This is a genomic window from Megasphaera intestinihominis, assembly GCF_040096415.1.
In the GTDB taxonomy this organism is placed as follows: Bacteria; Bacillota; Negativicutes; order Veillonellales; family Megasphaeraceae; genus Megasphaera; species Megasphaera intestinihominis.
Genome location: NZ_JBBMEU010000050.1, coordinates 1 through 15,869, shown reverse-complemented (window position 1 = coordinate 15,869; position 15,869 = coordinate 1). Strand labels below are relative to the sequence as shown.

The window sequence follows — 15,869 nt, the reverse complement described above, 5'->3', positions numbered from 1 at the left end:
CAGGGAAGCACAGGGCGGTTGCCAAAACGGAGAGCTGAGCTGGAGGTGGCCCGAAGGGCCGGAGAGGTTGCTCTTCTTACAATACCAAAGAAAGGAGGAATTACCATGGCTATTAAATCGGAAACGAAAACGTTACAGCTTACATTTGTGGACGGAGCCAGCAAAAATGTCAGCTACTCCATTTCCAATCCGAAATCTGATTTGACGAAAGAAACCGTCGATACAGCCGCGCAGACCATCGTCGACAGCAAGATTTTTGCTACGACCGAAGGCGGCAATCTGACCGGTCTCAAGTCGAGCCAAATCGTAACCCGTAAAGTCGAAACGCTCGAATAAGCGTAACCGAATAGAGATGCCTTGGGCCGCATATCGGCCCAGGGTATTTTCGCGTTTTGTGAAAGAATGAAATTTGTTAAGATAAATGAAGAAAAGAGGTCTTAATTTGATTTTAAGGTAAGGAGAGGATTACGTGACCATGACATTGCGACACTGCGTGCGCGAAGCACAGAACGGAAATCACGAAGCGACCCTGTTTTTGTTGGGACAATTTTCACCGCTCATCAAGAAACAGGTCAAAAAGTATAATAGTTATTATCAATCCATCGAAGAAGCCATCTCGACGGCTCATGCTGCGGCGTGTCGATGTATTTTTGAATTTGACCTGACCAAGCCGGGCAACGTCGAACGGCAGATGATGGCCTGTATTCACAATACCTTTGAACGGGAAGGTTACCACAAGGAAAAATATGACCAGCGGATACAGAAGAACATCATCCATAACGCGGAAGTCACGGATTTGCCTGTCGACTGCATGGCGCCATTGTCGCAGTGTCCCGAATATCGCTGTGTCGAAAAAGACGTACACAGGCTGATTCAAGAAGCCTTGGACGACTTGTCTGAAAAAGAAAGGCATTTCATCGTCCTTCATTTTTTTCAAGGCCATTCCTATCGGGAAATAGGCCGCATCTACCATCGGGACGAAAGCCTCATCCGGCGGACGGCCAAACGGGGCCTGGCCAAATTGCGTGTCAAGCTGGCTGAATTGCAGGATTAATAACAGGCAAAGGCGCTGTCTTTAATGACGGCGTCTTTTTTTGTGCGGAAAATGGCGTGAACCCGGGGATAAATTGCCCTGCTACGGCTATCATGGTACTTTAATATGATTGACACATATGTTCTGAACTTGTTATAATAGGGGAATAAAATGATATATTATTTGTCCTAGCTAAAAAAACAGGGAGGTGCGGAATGAAACAGTCAAATAAACAGATTAATTTAAAATTAGACGAGCATTTGTATAATAAGCTTAAAGAATTTGCTAAAGATGAAGGAAAAAGTATACAGTACGTATTGACGGAATCCCTGGTAGCTATGATGGCAAAAAATCAAAAGCCTGAAAATAGAAAGGGAAAGTTTACTTTTATTGATCTATTTGCCGGTATTGGTGGAATGAGAATCGCCTTTAATCGTCAGGGGGGAGTTTGCGTTTTTTCCAGTGAATGGGATAAGTATGCACAGAAAACATATTTTGATAATTTTGATGTTCTTCCCCAAGGTGATATTACCAAAATAGATGCGAACGAAGTACCGGATCATGATATTCTCGTGGCAGGTTTTCCCTGTCAGCCTTTTAGTATTGCCGGTGTATCCAAGAAAAATAGCCTTGGTCGTGCAACTGGGTTTCAGGATAAAACACAGGGAACGCTTTTCTTTGATGTCTGCCGTATTTTGGAAGCCAAACGGCCTAAAGCTTTTTTGTTGGAAAATGTCAAGAATTTAAAAAGTCATGACCATGGAAATACTTGGCGTGTTATTCAGGAATCACTAAACCAACTTGATTATGAAATTTTCCCTCAGATTATTGATGGGCAGGGATTTGTACCACAACACCGGGAACGTATTTTCATTGTTGGATTTGATAGAAAACGGTATGGCAATTTTTATGATTTTCAATTTGATTTAGAAGATCAGAAGCCAAAAAAGAAACCGGTACTCCGGGATATTTTGGAAACAGAAGTGGATGAAAAGTATACGCTTTCAGATAAGCTTTGGTCTTATTTGCAAAACTATGCTGCCAAGCATAAGGCCAAGGGAAATGGGTTTGGTTATGGTATGCCTGATTTTGATGGTGTTACCCGTACTCTCAGTGCCCGATATTATAAGGATGGTTCTGAAATTCTGATTAATCAGGGGGCAGGCAAAAATCCTCGCCGCCTGACTCCGCGTGAATGTGCCAGATTGCAGGGATATCCTGATGATTTTAAAATTACGGTATCTGATACCAGAGCATATAAGCAGTTTGGTAATTCTGTTGTTGTACCTTTAGTCACAGCTATAGCAGGAAAAATTATTGAAAAAGTAGAAGAGCTGGATAAAAAAGCAGAAGGGGGGGAGAATTCTAATGGGACACATAAGTTATAGCAGACAAGCTATTGAAGCTGTCAATAAAGGGAAAAGAGCCTATTGCAAATTTTTATCTGCCAATGATACGGGGTTGACAGGAGGTCATCAGTCGGGGATATATATTGCCAAAAATGCCATTTCTATTTTATTTGATACACCCTGCGTCCGCGGAGAAAATAAAAAGAAAAATGTAAAGATAAAATGGCAGGACGATTTTACAACGGAAAGCGTCATTACTTATTATGGACATGGATCCCGTAACGAGTACAGAATAACAAAATTTGGCAGAGGGTTTGAATTGCTGAATCATGAACATACGGGTGACTTATTTGTGCTGGTGCAATGGGATGCACAGGACTATTCAGCATATGAGCTATCCCAGGAAGATGATATAAATGCCTTCCTTGATTACTATGGCCTGGGGCCGGCCGAAACAAACAGTCTGATTACATTAGCCCGGACAGATGAACAGCGAAAAAATGATATTTTTAAAGAGTTCCTGAGCGGGCTTACAAAATTTCCAGTTTCGGAAATAATGTCAGAGGAAGCGCGCAATATATATGAGGCTGTATACGATCATGAAGAAAATATTTGGAAGAAACCAGATGAGCAGCTGTTGGCATGGATCAATATGGAATATGAACTTTTCCGTAATGTAGAGGATAAATTTTTTGGGGCGTACATTAAAAACGGCTTTCCTACCATGCAAGATTTTATCGAAACAGCAAACTCCGTTCTGAACCGCAGGAAAAGCCGTGCCGGAAAATCACTGGAACATCAGTTATCTTATTTGTTTACCCGGAATCATTTGATATTTGATGAACAGGTGCGGACTGAACAGAATAAAAAACCAGATTTTGTATTTCCAGGTAAAGACGCATATCATGATTTATCTTACGATGCCAGCAAACTTATTGTACTGGGCGCTAAGACCACCTGTAAAGATCGCTGGCGCCAGGTAGTAACGGAAGCAGACAGAGTCAATATAAAATATCTCTGTACCCTTCAGCGGGGAATTACGGTGCAGCAGCTGAAAGAAATGCAGAGTGAACGAGTGGTACTTGTTGTACCCCGTCCCTATATCAATGAATATCCGCCGGAATTTAGAGATTCTATTTTTGATTTAAAAACTTTCATGCAATTTGTACATGAAAAAACACAATGATTCATCAAAAAACAGGGCTTTTAAAAGCTCTGTTTTTTCTGTTTTTTGATGTGTTGTTGACTTATTGTATGAAAGTATTAATAGTATGATATAATACATTTATAACTAGATGATATTCGTACTTGAAGGGAAAGAAACGTACTGGAGGTTAATTATGCAAAATGACTATTCAGATAAAGCTTTTGAAGAATGTTCAGCATGGCTGGAAAAAAAGTACAAAAATAAGAAAAAAGGATATTCATTAGAAAAATTGGAAATGGCCGGCAAACAAAATGATGAAGAACTTAATAAATTTCTTGAAAATAGAGTGGATGAGGATGACTGGCCAGAATTTAGTGTAGATGAATGGAAAGAATTTGTAAATTATTATTATACATTATGGGAAAATTCTAAATCCTGTATTATTCCTTCGGAGCCTTCTATAGCTGGTGTTAGTGACAGGACTGTACCAAAGGGCGTGCAAACTGCCTGGCAGAAATACAAAAATCATCTGTTGGAAGATGATGGATTTTCACTTCCTGCTGTGATGAACATTGAAAAGAGTGTACTTGATACATTGAACTTTTTAAATGACGATACACAGGAAGATGGAAATGCTGTTAAAGGACTTATTGTCGGGAATGTACAATCCGGTAAGACTGCTAATATGGCTGGCTTGATTTCTATGGCAGCTGATTATGGCTGGAATTTATTTATTATATTGACCGGTACTATTGAAAATTTGCGTATACAGACAAGAGAGCGTTTCAAACGGGATTTAAAAAATGGAAATGTTACATGGACATTTCTGGAAAAACCTGGTTCCAAGACGAATGATACGAAATTATCAGATCTTGATCTAAACGATAACAGGATACGGTATGTCATTTGCTGCCTGAAAAATATAAGTCGTCTGAGAGCGTTGCATAAATGGCTTAATTCAGATGCCAATAAGAAGAGAAATCTGCGTATACTCATTATAGACGATGAAGCCGATCAGGCAAGTATTAATACAGGTGATATTAATGATGAAAAGAAAAGGACGGCTATCAATCAGTGTATCCGTAATATCGTGAATAATACGGATGAGAGTGAAAAATCAAAATTGTCAGCCAATGAAAAAGACACCATACAGGTTCCATATAAAGCAATGAATTATGTCTGCTATACAGCGACACCATATGGTAATTTCCTTAATGAGGCCGGCATGGAGACACTTTATCCCAAAGATTTTATTTCTGTACTGAATCCCCCGGATCTTTATTTCGGGCCAGAACAGATATTTGGTAGTACAAATGGGTTACCAGTTCTTAATGTGATTTCAGGTCAGTATAACACGTCTGAAACCGATGGGCCTGATGGAGATATAGCGCAACTGGAGGACTTGTGTGCTGCCCCGTCTGAAAATTTACCGGAAAGTTTGAAGCAGGCAATTGCCTGGTTCTGCGATGCTGTAGCTATACAGCGGGTATGGGAATATAAAAAACCGGTTACTATGCTGGTACATCATTCCATGCGTACAGAAAAACATTTGGGTCTTGGGATATCCATCAGGGACTGGCTTAATCATATAGATACAGAAGCTTTTCTTTCTATATGCCGGGAAGTTTATGTCAGTCAGACTGCCCAGCTGACGAAAGATATTTTTAAATCCTGCTGGCCTGATTATGGCTGTTATTCTGGTGTTGATATAGAACGGGATATAAAGGATTATCCGGCATTTGACACGTTAATTACCCACCTGAAAGATTTAAAACAGGATATCAGTCATATAGAAATGGATTGTGAAGGAGCGCTCATTTTTAAAAAAGGTATCCATATTTGCATAGATAATTGTAAAAATGATGAAATTATTGATGGAGAACCGGATTATTCTTCTCATGTACGCCTTATTTATCCGGAAAGAGATTCAGATTATGACGGTTTTGCCCCGGCATTCCTGGTTATAGGCGGGAATACTCTTTCACGGGGGCTGACCCTGGAAGGACTTGTTTGTACATATTTTTCCAGAGAAGTAAAACAAGCAGATAGTCTGATGCAGATGGCGCGCTGGTTTGGCTTTAGAAAAGGGTATGAATTACTGCCCCGTATATGGCTGACCAAAATGGCACAGAGACAGTTTGAGTTTTTGACGCGGCTGGATAAAGAGTTGCGGAAAGATTTGTATAAATATCAGGGGGTAACGACTCCGACAGAATGCGGACCGTTGATTTTACAAACGCCGTCGGCTATCCGTATGCTGCTGACCAGTAAAAATAAATCTCAAAGTGTGGTTGATGCAATGATGGATTTTTCAGGTGCAAATCTCCAGACTTTTAATTTTATCAATGATAAACGGCTGTTGGAACAACAGCTTGAAGTGGCGGATTCCTTTATAAAAAAACTTCCCGATTGTTCCTTTAAAAAGGATGGAACCCGGATTGTATGGGAAAATGTTTCATTTGATGTTATATGGAGTCAGTTATTGAAATATATCCAATGGCCATTCAGCCAGACGATGAATATCCGTGATTTTAAAAATTGGTACGATGCTATTGATGACGCCCATAAAATGAAGGACTGGGATGTCGTGTTAGCCGGGAAAAAATCTGACAATGCCCATCAATGGAATGGTGTTGGCAAAATAAGCCGTACCAGAAAAATATCCGGTATGAATACGGCAGATTCCCAGAATATCTGCATCGGAGCTTTGTCTGATCCATCGGAATGGCATGCAGACCTGAAAGATTGGAGTGACAGCCGCCGGTTATCTGACGAAGAAAAGATGGAAATCCGGAAACAGTATGGGAAAGATATGGTACCGCTTATTGTCATATATTGTATTGATAAAGATTCCCAACCTACGAAAAAGATGAGTCAGGTCCGGCAGCCTTTACATGCCGAAGCCGATATCATAGGTATTTCTATCCATATTCCCGGCCAGCGGCTGAATAAGGACTATTGTGTCAGGGTAAGAATAAATATAGACGACAATAGTTACTAATGAGGTGTGAATTATATGAAACAAACAATTTTAAAGCACCAAAGCATGGGTGTAGATGGTAAATTTTTATTACGAAGCATCCAAAATGATAATCTACCCGCACTGGACCTTCTTGTCCGGGAATGTTTACAAAATAGCCTTGATGCCAGTTTGTCGGAAAATCCGGGAAACAAAGTCATGGTTGATTTTATTATAAAAAATTGCGATTGCAGACCGTTAAATAAGATATTTGAAGGGATTACCGGTAAATTAAATCAACACTACAGAGAAGGGAACGTCGACTTTATCGCCGTAAAAGATACTTATACGACCGGCTTGACAGGGCCCTTACGGGAATGTGATGTAACGGATGCCGGGCAGTTTGGCAATTTGCGGAAACTCATATATGAATTTGGACAGTGTCAGGAAAATATAGGAAAAGGCGGGTCATGGGGCATTGGGAAAACCGTATGTTTCAGAGTGGGTATTGGAATTGTATTGTATTATTCACGAATCCGTTTGGAAAATGGATCCTATCAGGAAAGGCTGGCGGCAGCATTGGTAGAAAATGCATCGGCTCCCTATACGCTGATGACATATCAGAAACGAAGCGGTACGCCTACCGGAATCTGCTGGTGGGGAAGCGTGAATCCGGATGATGGTACCAGTATGCCCGTAACAGATGAGAAAGAAATTCATTCTGTCATGGATATTTTTGGTATTTCCTTATATAAGGGAGAAGAAACCGGAACGTGCATTATCATCCCTTATATAGATAAAAACAAATTGCTGAAGAATGCCGATACTGCTTTTGAAGAGCATGGTGAAACACTGGAAAGCATAGTTAAATTAATCGTCCAGCGCTGGTATTTTCCGCGCTTGAAAAATAAAGAATATTCGTTTGGATGCTGGCTCGATTTCCGTGTTAATGGCATGCCAGTGAAACAATCTGAAACCTGCCGGTTTTTTGAGGAAATGCAGACGTTATATAATTTATCAGCTAAAAAAATAGAAAATCCCCGGTTTACCCTGCCAGATGGAGTAAATAGTGCTGATATCGTATTACGTAATGAGTTTGCAGGCAGTAGTAAAGCTGGTATTGTTGTATGGAAACAGGTAACAGCTGCCGGACTGGATATGACTCCGCCGGAAAATACGCTGGCACCATACATATTGATTAATAAGCCGGATGAAGATGATACGGCGGGAAATCGTGCTATTATTGCATATTGCCGTCATGCCGGGATGATTATCGATTATGAAGTGAGAAGTGCCTGGACAATGGGAATTCCTGTCCAGCCGACAGGAACGTATCTGTTGGCCTTTTTCCAGCCCAACGGTTGTAATACATTAAAAGATGAAGCGATTACTCTCGATGAATATCTCCGTAGTTCAGAAAATGCAGACCATCATTCTTGGGAAGACCGTAATAATGACAATAAAGTAAGAAGAATAATCGAAAAAATAGTCAAGCAGATACCAAAAAAAATAGCAGCGGCATTATCAGAAGATGATGGAAGTAAGGAGAGAAACAATAACAAGGGACTTCAGAAAATTCTGGGAAAACGGTTTCTGCCTCCCCGCGGATACGGCAGGCGGCCTAACGGGACAAACGGAAGCGGATCAGCAGGTGGAGGCCGGGCATCATCTGCCAGGGATATTTTGCTGAACGTATCTGACCAGGTATTCGGGGATAATTATGTTCAGGTCAGGTATCAGTTATCTTTGAAAAAGGGAACGCAGAAAGCTTTTATATACTTTAAAGTCCATACTTCGTCTTCAGCTATGACTGCATCTGAATGGGAACAATATTTTGGAAAACCATTTCCCGTTACATTGATATCCTGTACTGCTGTATGCGGGCAACAGAATATTCCGGTAACATTGAAAGATACAAGTAACGGAGCTGCTGCTTATGGAGCAGAATTTGATTTATCAACCTGTAGCCAGCCAGGCAGACTCCATATCGAAGGACAAATCCGGTTCCAGTATCATGAAGAGACTGTCAGCATCAGCATACTTGCACAAAAACGATAGGAACGGAGGGTATCAATGAGCAGAAAGGTATTTCATAATTACAAAACGTTAACAGAAAATCAGAAGATTTCATTGAACTGTCAATATTGCACTCCGGAAGGCTCGTTTGGAATACACTCGGAAACTGCCGGCCCGTTACAATTAAAGGCTGCTGGTGATAGTCAGGCCAATGAATATATTATAGATAATGTTGATTCATGGGATTCAGGAAAATACGATTGTTATATTAGTCAGAAGTTATTATTCGATACAGCAGCTTTACAAGGGTTATTTCAGAATGATGGCGTGACAACCAAAGACAGCACATTAGGCATTGCTGCATTATGGCAGATTGATAAGACGGGAATCCGAGGCTGTGTTGATTCAGGATGTGCTATTTCTTTGCAAACTTTGAGGCATGGTGAGCGTACTACCGAAGTCACGTATACCCAGAAATTTTCTGCCGGTCTGCTGGCGGGTACATTGCTGATTCATTTTATGCTATATCTGAAGGAACCAGGATTACGGACAGCGTATGGAAAGGCATCTCTTGCGGGTACGCTTCTGGGAGAATTGGTAAATCCTCTTGTTATACACATTGATGGAGATGCGCCGGCTTTCCCTGTTGTTACCGTATCCAGTCCGGGCAGAGAATTATGGTGGCTGGAATTTGGTACAGATATCGCCCCGTGGTCAGATCCTTTTACGGAAGATTTTGTAGCGATTGTATTGAATGAAGCACATGCTGATTATGGCAAATTAAAAAGTGGAGAGCAGTATGATACGCCTTTGTTCAAAGAGTTGCTTGCTTCTGCGTTAGAAGGAATTTTCCGATATTTTTATCGCGATCAGTTTAGTAATGAAATGACAATGGAAGAAGATTTTCAGGAGGGGAGTATTGCGATGGCTTTAAAGTATATGAAAGATTGCTTTGATATCGATACCGATACTATCGAAAATCTTCATAAGTCTGTTCGCAGTATGATTCGTAATCCGGCAGGAAAGGGTGTTGCATTGTGAAATGGAAAGCATTAAATAAATCGCAGGCACTTGCTATATTGCATGAAAATTTCGATGAATACGGAAAGACAATGCGGGACCGTGCAGAACTAAAGGGGGAAGAAAAAAAATTAGAAGAAGCCCTGTTCGATGCCTATGCAGCTGCCTTGACCGAAAATAATGAAAGGCGGGATTATGGGACAGATTTATCTTTCGGACTCCGCTTGTTCACGTTGTTTAATACATCTCCCTTTAAAATGACGTTATATGAGGCAGCTGATGTTGATATATGGCGTTATATCAGTGTTGTCATTGCACCTGAGATTATTATGGACCGCTGGCACAAAGAAGGAAAACAGCTTCCGCTGGACCATTTTTGTACAAAGACACAGCGCATTTATTTGAAAAGTTTGTGGTGGTATATCTATTTATCATGGCAGGGATCAGCAGAGGAAACAAAACAGATTCTGCTTGGAAATTCGACAGATACCATTTTAAATCTGGTGGAACGCTCCGGTCAGACAGGATATGAACCGGAAGTATACCGGGCCATTATGTATAAATTCAGCAATCCGGGCGGATCTTTGCCGGCTCATCAGGCAGCGTTGTTCCGCAAAGTGATGAAATTACATACAGCCTGGTCCACAAATGTAGAACCAGCTTTATATTCCGGCGGAATTCCCGGATATGTAAAGGAGTTGTTTGCGTATTTTAGCTAAAGTAAAATTGCCGGAAGTAATTGATTTGTTCTCGGGCTGTGGAGGACTGGCCCTGGGGATACAACAGGCAGGTTTTTCAATTACGCATGGTATAGAAATAATGGAAAGCGCAGTCAAAACTGCTAATATGAATCTAAGTATAAAAAAGGGACTGCCGCCTTTGCATATCTGCGGGGATATTACGCAGATGGATGAACATATATTTAATGATAAGATAGGAAAAAATGGCTGTGTCATTATTGGTGGACCACCCTGCCAGGCATATTCTTTGATTGGTCGTGGCAAACTAAATTCGCTGGTGAAAAATGAATATTCCTATCTTGATGACAAACGTGGGTATTTATTTGAAGATTATCTCCGTTTCGTTATTGGAACGGGGGCAAGAGCAGCTGTGATGGAAAATGTCCGGCAGTGTGTTTCATTTGGTAAAATCAATGTACCTGAATATGTGGCTGATGTACTTGAAAAACATGGATACACGGTATATTGGACTATTCTGAATTCAGCTGATTATGGAGTGCCTCAGATACGGGAACGCATGATATTATTTGCTGCAAAAGGAAATCTTGAACCGATCATGCCCCGGCCTGTGTACTCCGGCTTGCTATACAATAATTTATATGCAGGTGTCGGACTGAAAGAGTTTCAGAAATACCCTCATTTTATTATGCCACTGAAAAGGCGCCGGAAACGACCGGCCTGGATTACTGTAGGTGAAGCCATTGGGGATTTGCCGGAGTTACAGACGGCTGTTGCAAAATCATATCAGTCCTATCCCGTAATGATGGGATTACCATACAGTACGGAACCGCAGAATGACTACCAACAGCGCATGCGGGAAAATACAGATGAATATGTAACAGGAAATTCATATAGAAATACACCGCGCGATTTCCCCATTTTTGCACGGATGAAAGAAGGAGATAATTTTGTCAGTGCTTCTGCAATCGCTGACAGGCTTTTTGAATCAGAATGCCAGAATCGGCATATATCTCCGGAAAGTCCGGAAGGGAAAATGTTAAGAAAAAAAATTGTTCCTCCGTACAGCCGGGATAAGTTTTTGGAAAAATGGAAAAAGCTGGATAGAAACAAACCTTCCCATACATTGGTAGCGCATTTATTTTTCGACACCTATAGCCATATTCATCCATGGGAACCCAGAGGTATATCTGTAAGGGAAGCAGCAAGATTACAATCCTTTCCCGATGATTTTGTTTTTCCATGTTCCATGGGGGATGCATTCAAGCAGATTGGTAATTCTGTGCCACCGCTTATGGCGCAGGGAATTGGTAAAGTATTAAGAAAATTACTGGAAGAACAGGAGAAAAAGTATGGTTTCACTAAATGATATCCGATCACGGTTTGCCGGAATGCGTAGCAATACTGCTTCAGAAATACCTGGTCTTGAAAGTCCTTATAGGGCGTGGCTGGTTTATACGAATGAAAAAATCGGGGCAGCGGTTCCGTGTGATTCCGTATTTGAGCAGGGGTTTTATGCACAATTTTCAGAGGTTAAAATTGAATATGTAAAAGAAATGCGTATTGGTTCGGAAAAATATGCCGTTTTATTCTTGTATGTAGTTCATAATGAGGTTACGAGAGAAGAATTAAGTGATTTTGCAAGTATTTGTGCAGGCTTTATAGATCCTGGAATCAACGGGGAAAAAAGACGTAATCTGGTTAACAATCCCAAAGACTGGTGGTTCCGTATGCGCCATATAGTGGGGAACCGCAGTGTAGATATGCAGATTTATTCTATTGTGGGAGAGCTGATTATTTACGATTATTTATTGCAGCAACATAAAAACGGAATCAGCTGGACCGGAAATAAGAAGAGCCGGGTTGATTTTATGACGGGTAAAGAAACGTATGAAGTCAAAACGACATTACAGCGCTATGGCAGTACGATTACTGTTCATGGCCAGTTCCAGTTGGCGGTAATGAAAAAAGATGCAGTTCAAAAGCTGGAATTCTGTCGCCTTGAAGAAAATCCAGATAAGGGTATTTCTGTAAATAATTTGTTAGCCCGACTCGGACAACATGGGGAAGATAATTCTGCTATTTCCAACGTACTGACTAAAATGGGATTCCCGCCGGGAAGTCTGGAACGACAGAAAACATTTTCCATTCTCGAAATCCGTGAATATGATGTGGATAGCCATTTTCCAGCTATTACTAATGATAGTTTTGTGAATGGAAAACTGCCTGATGGGATTGTACGGATTGATTATAGTGTGGATTTAGAAAATCTGCCATATCGGTCATTGACATATACCTTCTGATTAGACACCGGAGGTGTGCCATATGGACGTACTGACAAAAGAACAGCGTCATAAAAACATGTCTCATATCCGGGCGAAGAATACCAGACCAGAAGTCATGCTGCGTAAGGCTTTATGGCAACGGGGAATTCACTATCGTAAGAACTATGCGGATCTTCCGGGAAAGCCAGATATTGCATTAACCCGTTATAAAATTGCTGTCTTTATCGATGGTGACTTTTGGCACGCTCGTGGTCATCAGGATTGTCCGGGAGAACAGGTCGCATCTAATAAAGAATTCTGGCAAAAGAAGTTAAAAAATAATGTAGAACGGGATAAAGCAGTCAATGATGCACTGACTGAAGCTGGATGGCTGGTACTGCGGTTTTGGTCATCTGATGTGATGAAGCATCTGGATGACTGTATAAATCAGATTTTGCAGTATATCCCGGATAAACAATAAAACATAAGAACCGCCCGGCGTTGAGTACCGGGCAGTTCTTATATTTTGGTAAAAAGTTAGTCAATGATCCATTCGACGTCGACGGATTCACTTTCTGTCGTTGAATTGGCGGCCAGCTGGTTAGAGAGGTCTAAGGATTTGGGCTTTTCATATCTTAGCGAATCAGGCGCCAGCATATCACAATAACGAATCGAATCTTCGCCATACGAGTCCATAGATACCGATTTGATGCCAATGATTTTTTTTCCTACCGTAGCTGCGATGGCTTCTGCCCGATGTTTAGAATTGGCGACAGCCTGTTTGATGAGTTCATCGTGGATTTCCCGTTCATTTGATAATTTATAACTACTTTCGATAGCGATATCATAGTTTTGCTGGCGGACGTGATCCAGTATCATGTTGATAAAGGGCATATCGAAACTCATGCGGATTACGATTTTTCTGGAAGCCGTGTAATAATATTCTTCATTATCTTCGTCATACTGCCGTTCCACTTCGTCCTGTTCCATAGAAATCTGATTTATAGGGACACCTTGGCTGTCCAGATAGGATAAGAAGGATTCGCACTGTGTCAAAACTGCGTCCATCGCCGTATTGGCCGTATTACCATCTTTAAAGAATTCAATTTCAAGGGTTACCATGTCATAGGTGCAATTCATGCTAGCCTTGCCTCGTATCGTCAATTTTCCCATAAGACAACCTCCTCAGTGAAATTCCACAACATAAGAAAAATCTAACTAAATTATACTAAAATTCCTTGCGTTTTCAAAATTTGGAGAAATAGACCGCGGTTGGCTCGGATTCAGATGCGGCTTTGCCGCGACAAACTCAGACTGACAACGACGCTTCAGGAAGCCCTCCGCGCGTAGCGGGCCGCCCGACGCTGTTGTCCGTTCTGATAACCGGTCCTGTACCTGATGGGTTAGAAAAGCTCTGGGACGGCCCCTACGGAATCGCAGTCAGGCGATGGGAAAGAACGCAGTCACAGGTCACAAAAAAACACGGTCAATCACTATGGTGCAGTTCGGCCAGGGGTTCAAGGGCAACGTGGTGATGCGGCAGGACCCGGCGGGGAACATCAAAACGGACAAAGAAAAATCCGTCGAAAAAATCGACGGAATCGTGGCGTCCATCATGGCACTGGACCGCTGCGTCCGCAATGGGACTGGCAGCGGCAGTGTCTATGATGAACGGGACGTTATTTCATTTTGATTTTTGTCAGCCGGCTGCAGCCACCTGGAGTTTCAGGTCGAGGGCCTGCATAAGCTTGACGAGAGTATCGAGCTTTGGCGTTGTCTTCAGTGTTTCGATACGGGCTACCGAGGACTGTGGGATGCCGCATCGCTCTGCAAGGGCGCGCTGGCTGATGCCCAGTTCCTGTCTCCGCCGGATGATGGAGGAAACAATGTCGCTTACTTCTTCGATTTCTTCCATATTGCGGCGTTCTTCTTCGCTGACGGCCTTTACATGATTCTTATAGTCTTCCCAGGTTCTCATTGTTCTGCCTCCTTTTGGCGGATGTAATCGTCGCGTTCCGTTTTGGCACGGGCGATTTCCCGGTTCGGTGTTTTCTGTGATTTTTTGCGGAAATGATGGAGCAGTACATACTGGCTCTCGTCATAGTAAAAATAAAAGACCCGGTTGTTTCCTGGACGCAGTTCCCAGATGTCTTCTTCCAGATGTTTGGTGATATTGACCGGCAGATTGGTGCCGTTTTTTGCGAGCAGGTCGATGTAGAAGAGAATCTGGTTGTACTGGATACGGGCATCCTTGCTGCTTTTGCTTTTCACCCGCAGGGCTTCCAGAAAATCCCAGACTTCTGATTCGCCGTGCTGGTTCTCATAAAATTCAATCTTGTACATCATGATCTCCTTTATGTTCCTATTTAGATGATAGCATAAATGCTATCAAAAGGCAAGGGAGGCAAAGCAGCATCGATTCATTGCATTTTTTGATTTCATGTCAGGAGGTTTTCATGCATATCCCTTTTCCATTCCATTACAGATAAGTCCTTGGTTTCGTGGTTCTGATATCCGCAAACATGGCACAGCTGGCTGCTTGGATACCACTTGTCTATCTTGATAAGCTGTTTACCTTGCCAAGCAAGCTTGTACTCCAGCATGTTCGTGAACATATTCCAGCCATTGTCAGTTACGGATTTGCCAAAGCTGAACTTGCCACCTTTTTTCTGCTTTGCCATCGCTTTGACGCTAATGTCCTCAATGCCAATGGTATCATAGCGGTCTGCAAGGTAGCGCGTCTTAAAGTGCGTCTAAAAACAGAGAGCTGGCAATTTTTCACAAAAAGGAAAAATGCCAGCTATTGTGTTAGGTATGGGAAAGAAAGAAGGCTGCAACAAAATGAGCCCTCCGCGCGTAGCGGGCCGCCCGACGCTGTTGTCCGTTCTGATAACCGGTCCTGTACCTGACGGGCTAGAAAGGCTCTGGGACGGCCCCTACGGAATCGCAGTCAGGCGATGGAAATAAACGCAGTCACAGGTCATAAAAATACACGGCCCATGGCCTTGTGCGTAGGGGCCGCCCTTTAACCTCTCAGACCGCCTTTGGCGGCCAGCTCCCCTATAAAGGGAGCCTTGTGCGGCCCGCTGTGAGATTCGGTCACAGCCCATTCGAGTATAATGGTAGGCTTTTACGAGCCACGAACCACGAACAACGGCCTTTCTCTCGGATTCAGATGCGGCATTGCGCCGCGACAGATTCATGAAATGAACGCAGTTCGCAGGTGGCCGGTCGCAGTTCGCAAAAAAAAAACAGCCCCCGATTGGGGCATTTTTTACGAGTCGAGGGTTACTCGAGGCGATGTCGTTATTCTGGGTCTGTTGCCGCGCAGCGGCATTTGAGTCCGAGGCGACCGGCGGCCTGCGAACTGCGACCGGCGGGAC

At 42.4% G+C, this 15,869-nt stretch carries 16 protein-coding genes; 12 read left to right on the top strand and 4 right to left on the bottom strand.

Features of this window, described 5'->3' with window-relative positions; genetic code table 11:
• The first annotated feature begins 105 nt into the window (after nucleotides 1–105).
• From WMO23_RS08520 to WMO23_RS08470, 11 genes are all read left to right on the top strand, one after another.
• Entirely contained in the window at nucleotides 106–336 is a 231-nt protein-coding gene (locus WMO23_RS08520; RefSeq protein WP_292300832.1) for a DUF2922 domain-containing protein, read from the top strand.
• Between the two features lie 139 nt (nucleotides 337–475).
• Complete coding sequence (locus WMO23_RS08515; protein ID WP_349173785.1) at nucleotides 476–1,054, top strand: RNA polymerase sigma factor; 579 nt, start codon at nucleotides 476–478, stop codon at nucleotides 1,052–1,054.
• A gap of 194 nt (nucleotides 1,055–1,248) precedes the next feature.
• The gene (gene dcm, locus WMO23_RS08510) at nucleotides 1,249–2,421 is read left to right on the top strand and encodes a DNA (cytosine-5-)-methyltransferase (RefSeq protein WP_349173782.1); all 1,173 of its coding nucleotides are present in this window, start codon (nucleotides 1,249–1,251) and stop codon (nucleotides 2,419–2,421) included.
• Nucleotides 2,402–3,568, top strand: coding sequence for a type II restriction endonuclease (locus WMO23_RS08505; protein WP_349173780.1), 1,167 nt, complete (start codon nucleotides 2,402–2,404; stop codon nucleotides 3,566–3,568). Before dcm ends, WMO23_RS08505 begins: the two co-directional genes overlap by 20 nt.
• 154 nt (nucleotides 3,569–3,722) lie before the next feature.
• On the top strand, nucleotides 3,723–6,530 hold the full coding sequence (locus WMO23_RS08500; RefSeq protein WP_349173779.1) for a Z1 domain-containing protein: 2,808 nt from the start codon (nucleotides 3,723–3,725) through the stop codon (nucleotides 6,528–6,530).
• Nucleotides 6,531–6,545: 15 nt separating this feature from the next.
• Nucleotides 6,546–8,546: a hypothetical protein gene (locus WMO23_RS08495; RefSeq protein WP_301877250.1), complete on the top strand. Its 2,001-nt coding sequence runs from the start codon at nucleotides 6,546–6,548 to the stop codon at nucleotides 8,544–8,546.
• A 15-nt stretch (nucleotides 8,547–8,561) separates the two neighbouring features.
• Complete coding sequence (locus tag WMO23_RS08490; RefSeq protein WP_301877252.1) at nucleotides 8,562–9,545, top strand: hypothetical protein; 984 nt, start codon at nucleotides 8,562–8,564, stop codon at nucleotides 9,543–9,545.
• On the top strand, nucleotides 9,542–10,243 hold the full coding sequence (locus tag WMO23_RS08485) for a DUF6339 family protein (protein WP_301877254.1): 702 nt from the start codon (nucleotides 9,542–9,544) through the stop codon (nucleotides 10,241–10,243). Before WMO23_RS08490 ends, WMO23_RS08485 begins: the two co-directional genes overlap by 4 nt.
• Nucleotides 10,227–11,591 carry a DNA cytosine methyltransferase gene (locus tag WMO23_RS08480; protein ID WP_301877256.1) on the top strand — a complete coding sequence of 455 codons (1,365 nt, stop codon included), beginning with the start codon at nucleotides 10,227–10,229 and terminating at the stop codon, nucleotides 11,589–11,591. The genes WMO23_RS08485 and WMO23_RS08480 overlap by 17 nt, the downstream gene beginning before the upstream one ends.
• Nucleotides 11,575–12,525: a PD-(D/E)XK motif protein gene (locus tag WMO23_RS08475; RefSeq protein WP_301877258.1), complete on the top strand. Its 951-nt coding sequence runs from the start codon at nucleotides 11,575–11,577 to the stop codon at nucleotides 12,523–12,525. Before WMO23_RS08480 ends, WMO23_RS08475 begins: the two co-directional genes overlap by 17 nt.
• Before the next feature lie 22 nt (nucleotides 12,526–12,547).
• On the top strand, nucleotides 12,548–12,967 hold the full coding sequence (locus WMO23_RS08470) for a very short patch repair endonuclease (RefSeq protein WP_301877259.1): 420 nt from the start codon (nucleotides 12,548–12,550) through the stop codon (nucleotides 12,965–12,967).
• Nucleotides 12,968–13,023: 56 nt separating this feature from the next.
• On the opposite strand, the gene WMO23_RS08465 is transcribed toward WMO23_RS08470, so the two are convergent.
• On the bottom strand, nucleotides 13,024–13,659 hold the full coding sequence (locus tag WMO23_RS08465) for an SIMPL domain-containing protein (RefSeq protein ID WP_301877261.1): 636 nt from the start codon (nucleotides 13,657–13,659) through the stop codon (nucleotides 13,024–13,026).
• Nucleotides 13,660–14,020: 361 nt separating this feature from the next.
• Here WMO23_RS08465 and WMO23_RS08460 point away from each other — a divergent pair, with 361 nt between their 5' ends.
• Complete coding sequence (locus WMO23_RS08460) at nucleotides 14,021–14,179, top strand: terminase (protein ID WP_301877273.1); 159 nt, start codon at nucleotides 14,021–14,023, stop codon at nucleotides 14,177–14,179.
• Nucleotides 14,180–14,185: 6 nt separating this feature from the next.
• On the opposite strand, the gene WMO23_RS08455 is transcribed toward WMO23_RS08460, so the two are convergent.
• The 3 genes from WMO23_RS08455 to WMO23_RS08445 form a co-directional block, all read right to left on the bottom strand.
• Nucleotides 14,186–14,464, bottom strand: coding sequence for a helix-turn-helix domain-containing protein (locus WMO23_RS08455; protein WP_292107537.1), 279 nt, complete (start codon nucleotides 14,462–14,464; stop codon nucleotides 14,186–14,188).
• A complete protein-coding gene (locus tag WMO23_RS08450; RefSeq protein ID WP_302491178.1) occupies nucleotides 14,461–14,829 on the bottom strand; it encodes a type II toxin-antitoxin system RelE/ParE family toxin in 369 nt (122 codons plus the stop codon). The genes WMO23_RS08455 and WMO23_RS08450 overlap by 4 nt, the downstream gene beginning before the upstream one ends.
• 95 nt (nucleotides 14,830–14,924) lie before the next feature.
• A complete protein-coding gene (locus WMO23_RS08445; RefSeq protein WP_292107541.1) occupies nucleotides 14,925–15,167 on the bottom strand; it encodes a zinc ribbon domain-containing protein in 243 nt (80 codons plus the stop codon).
• Nucleotides 15,168–15,869: the final 702 nt, after the last annotated feature.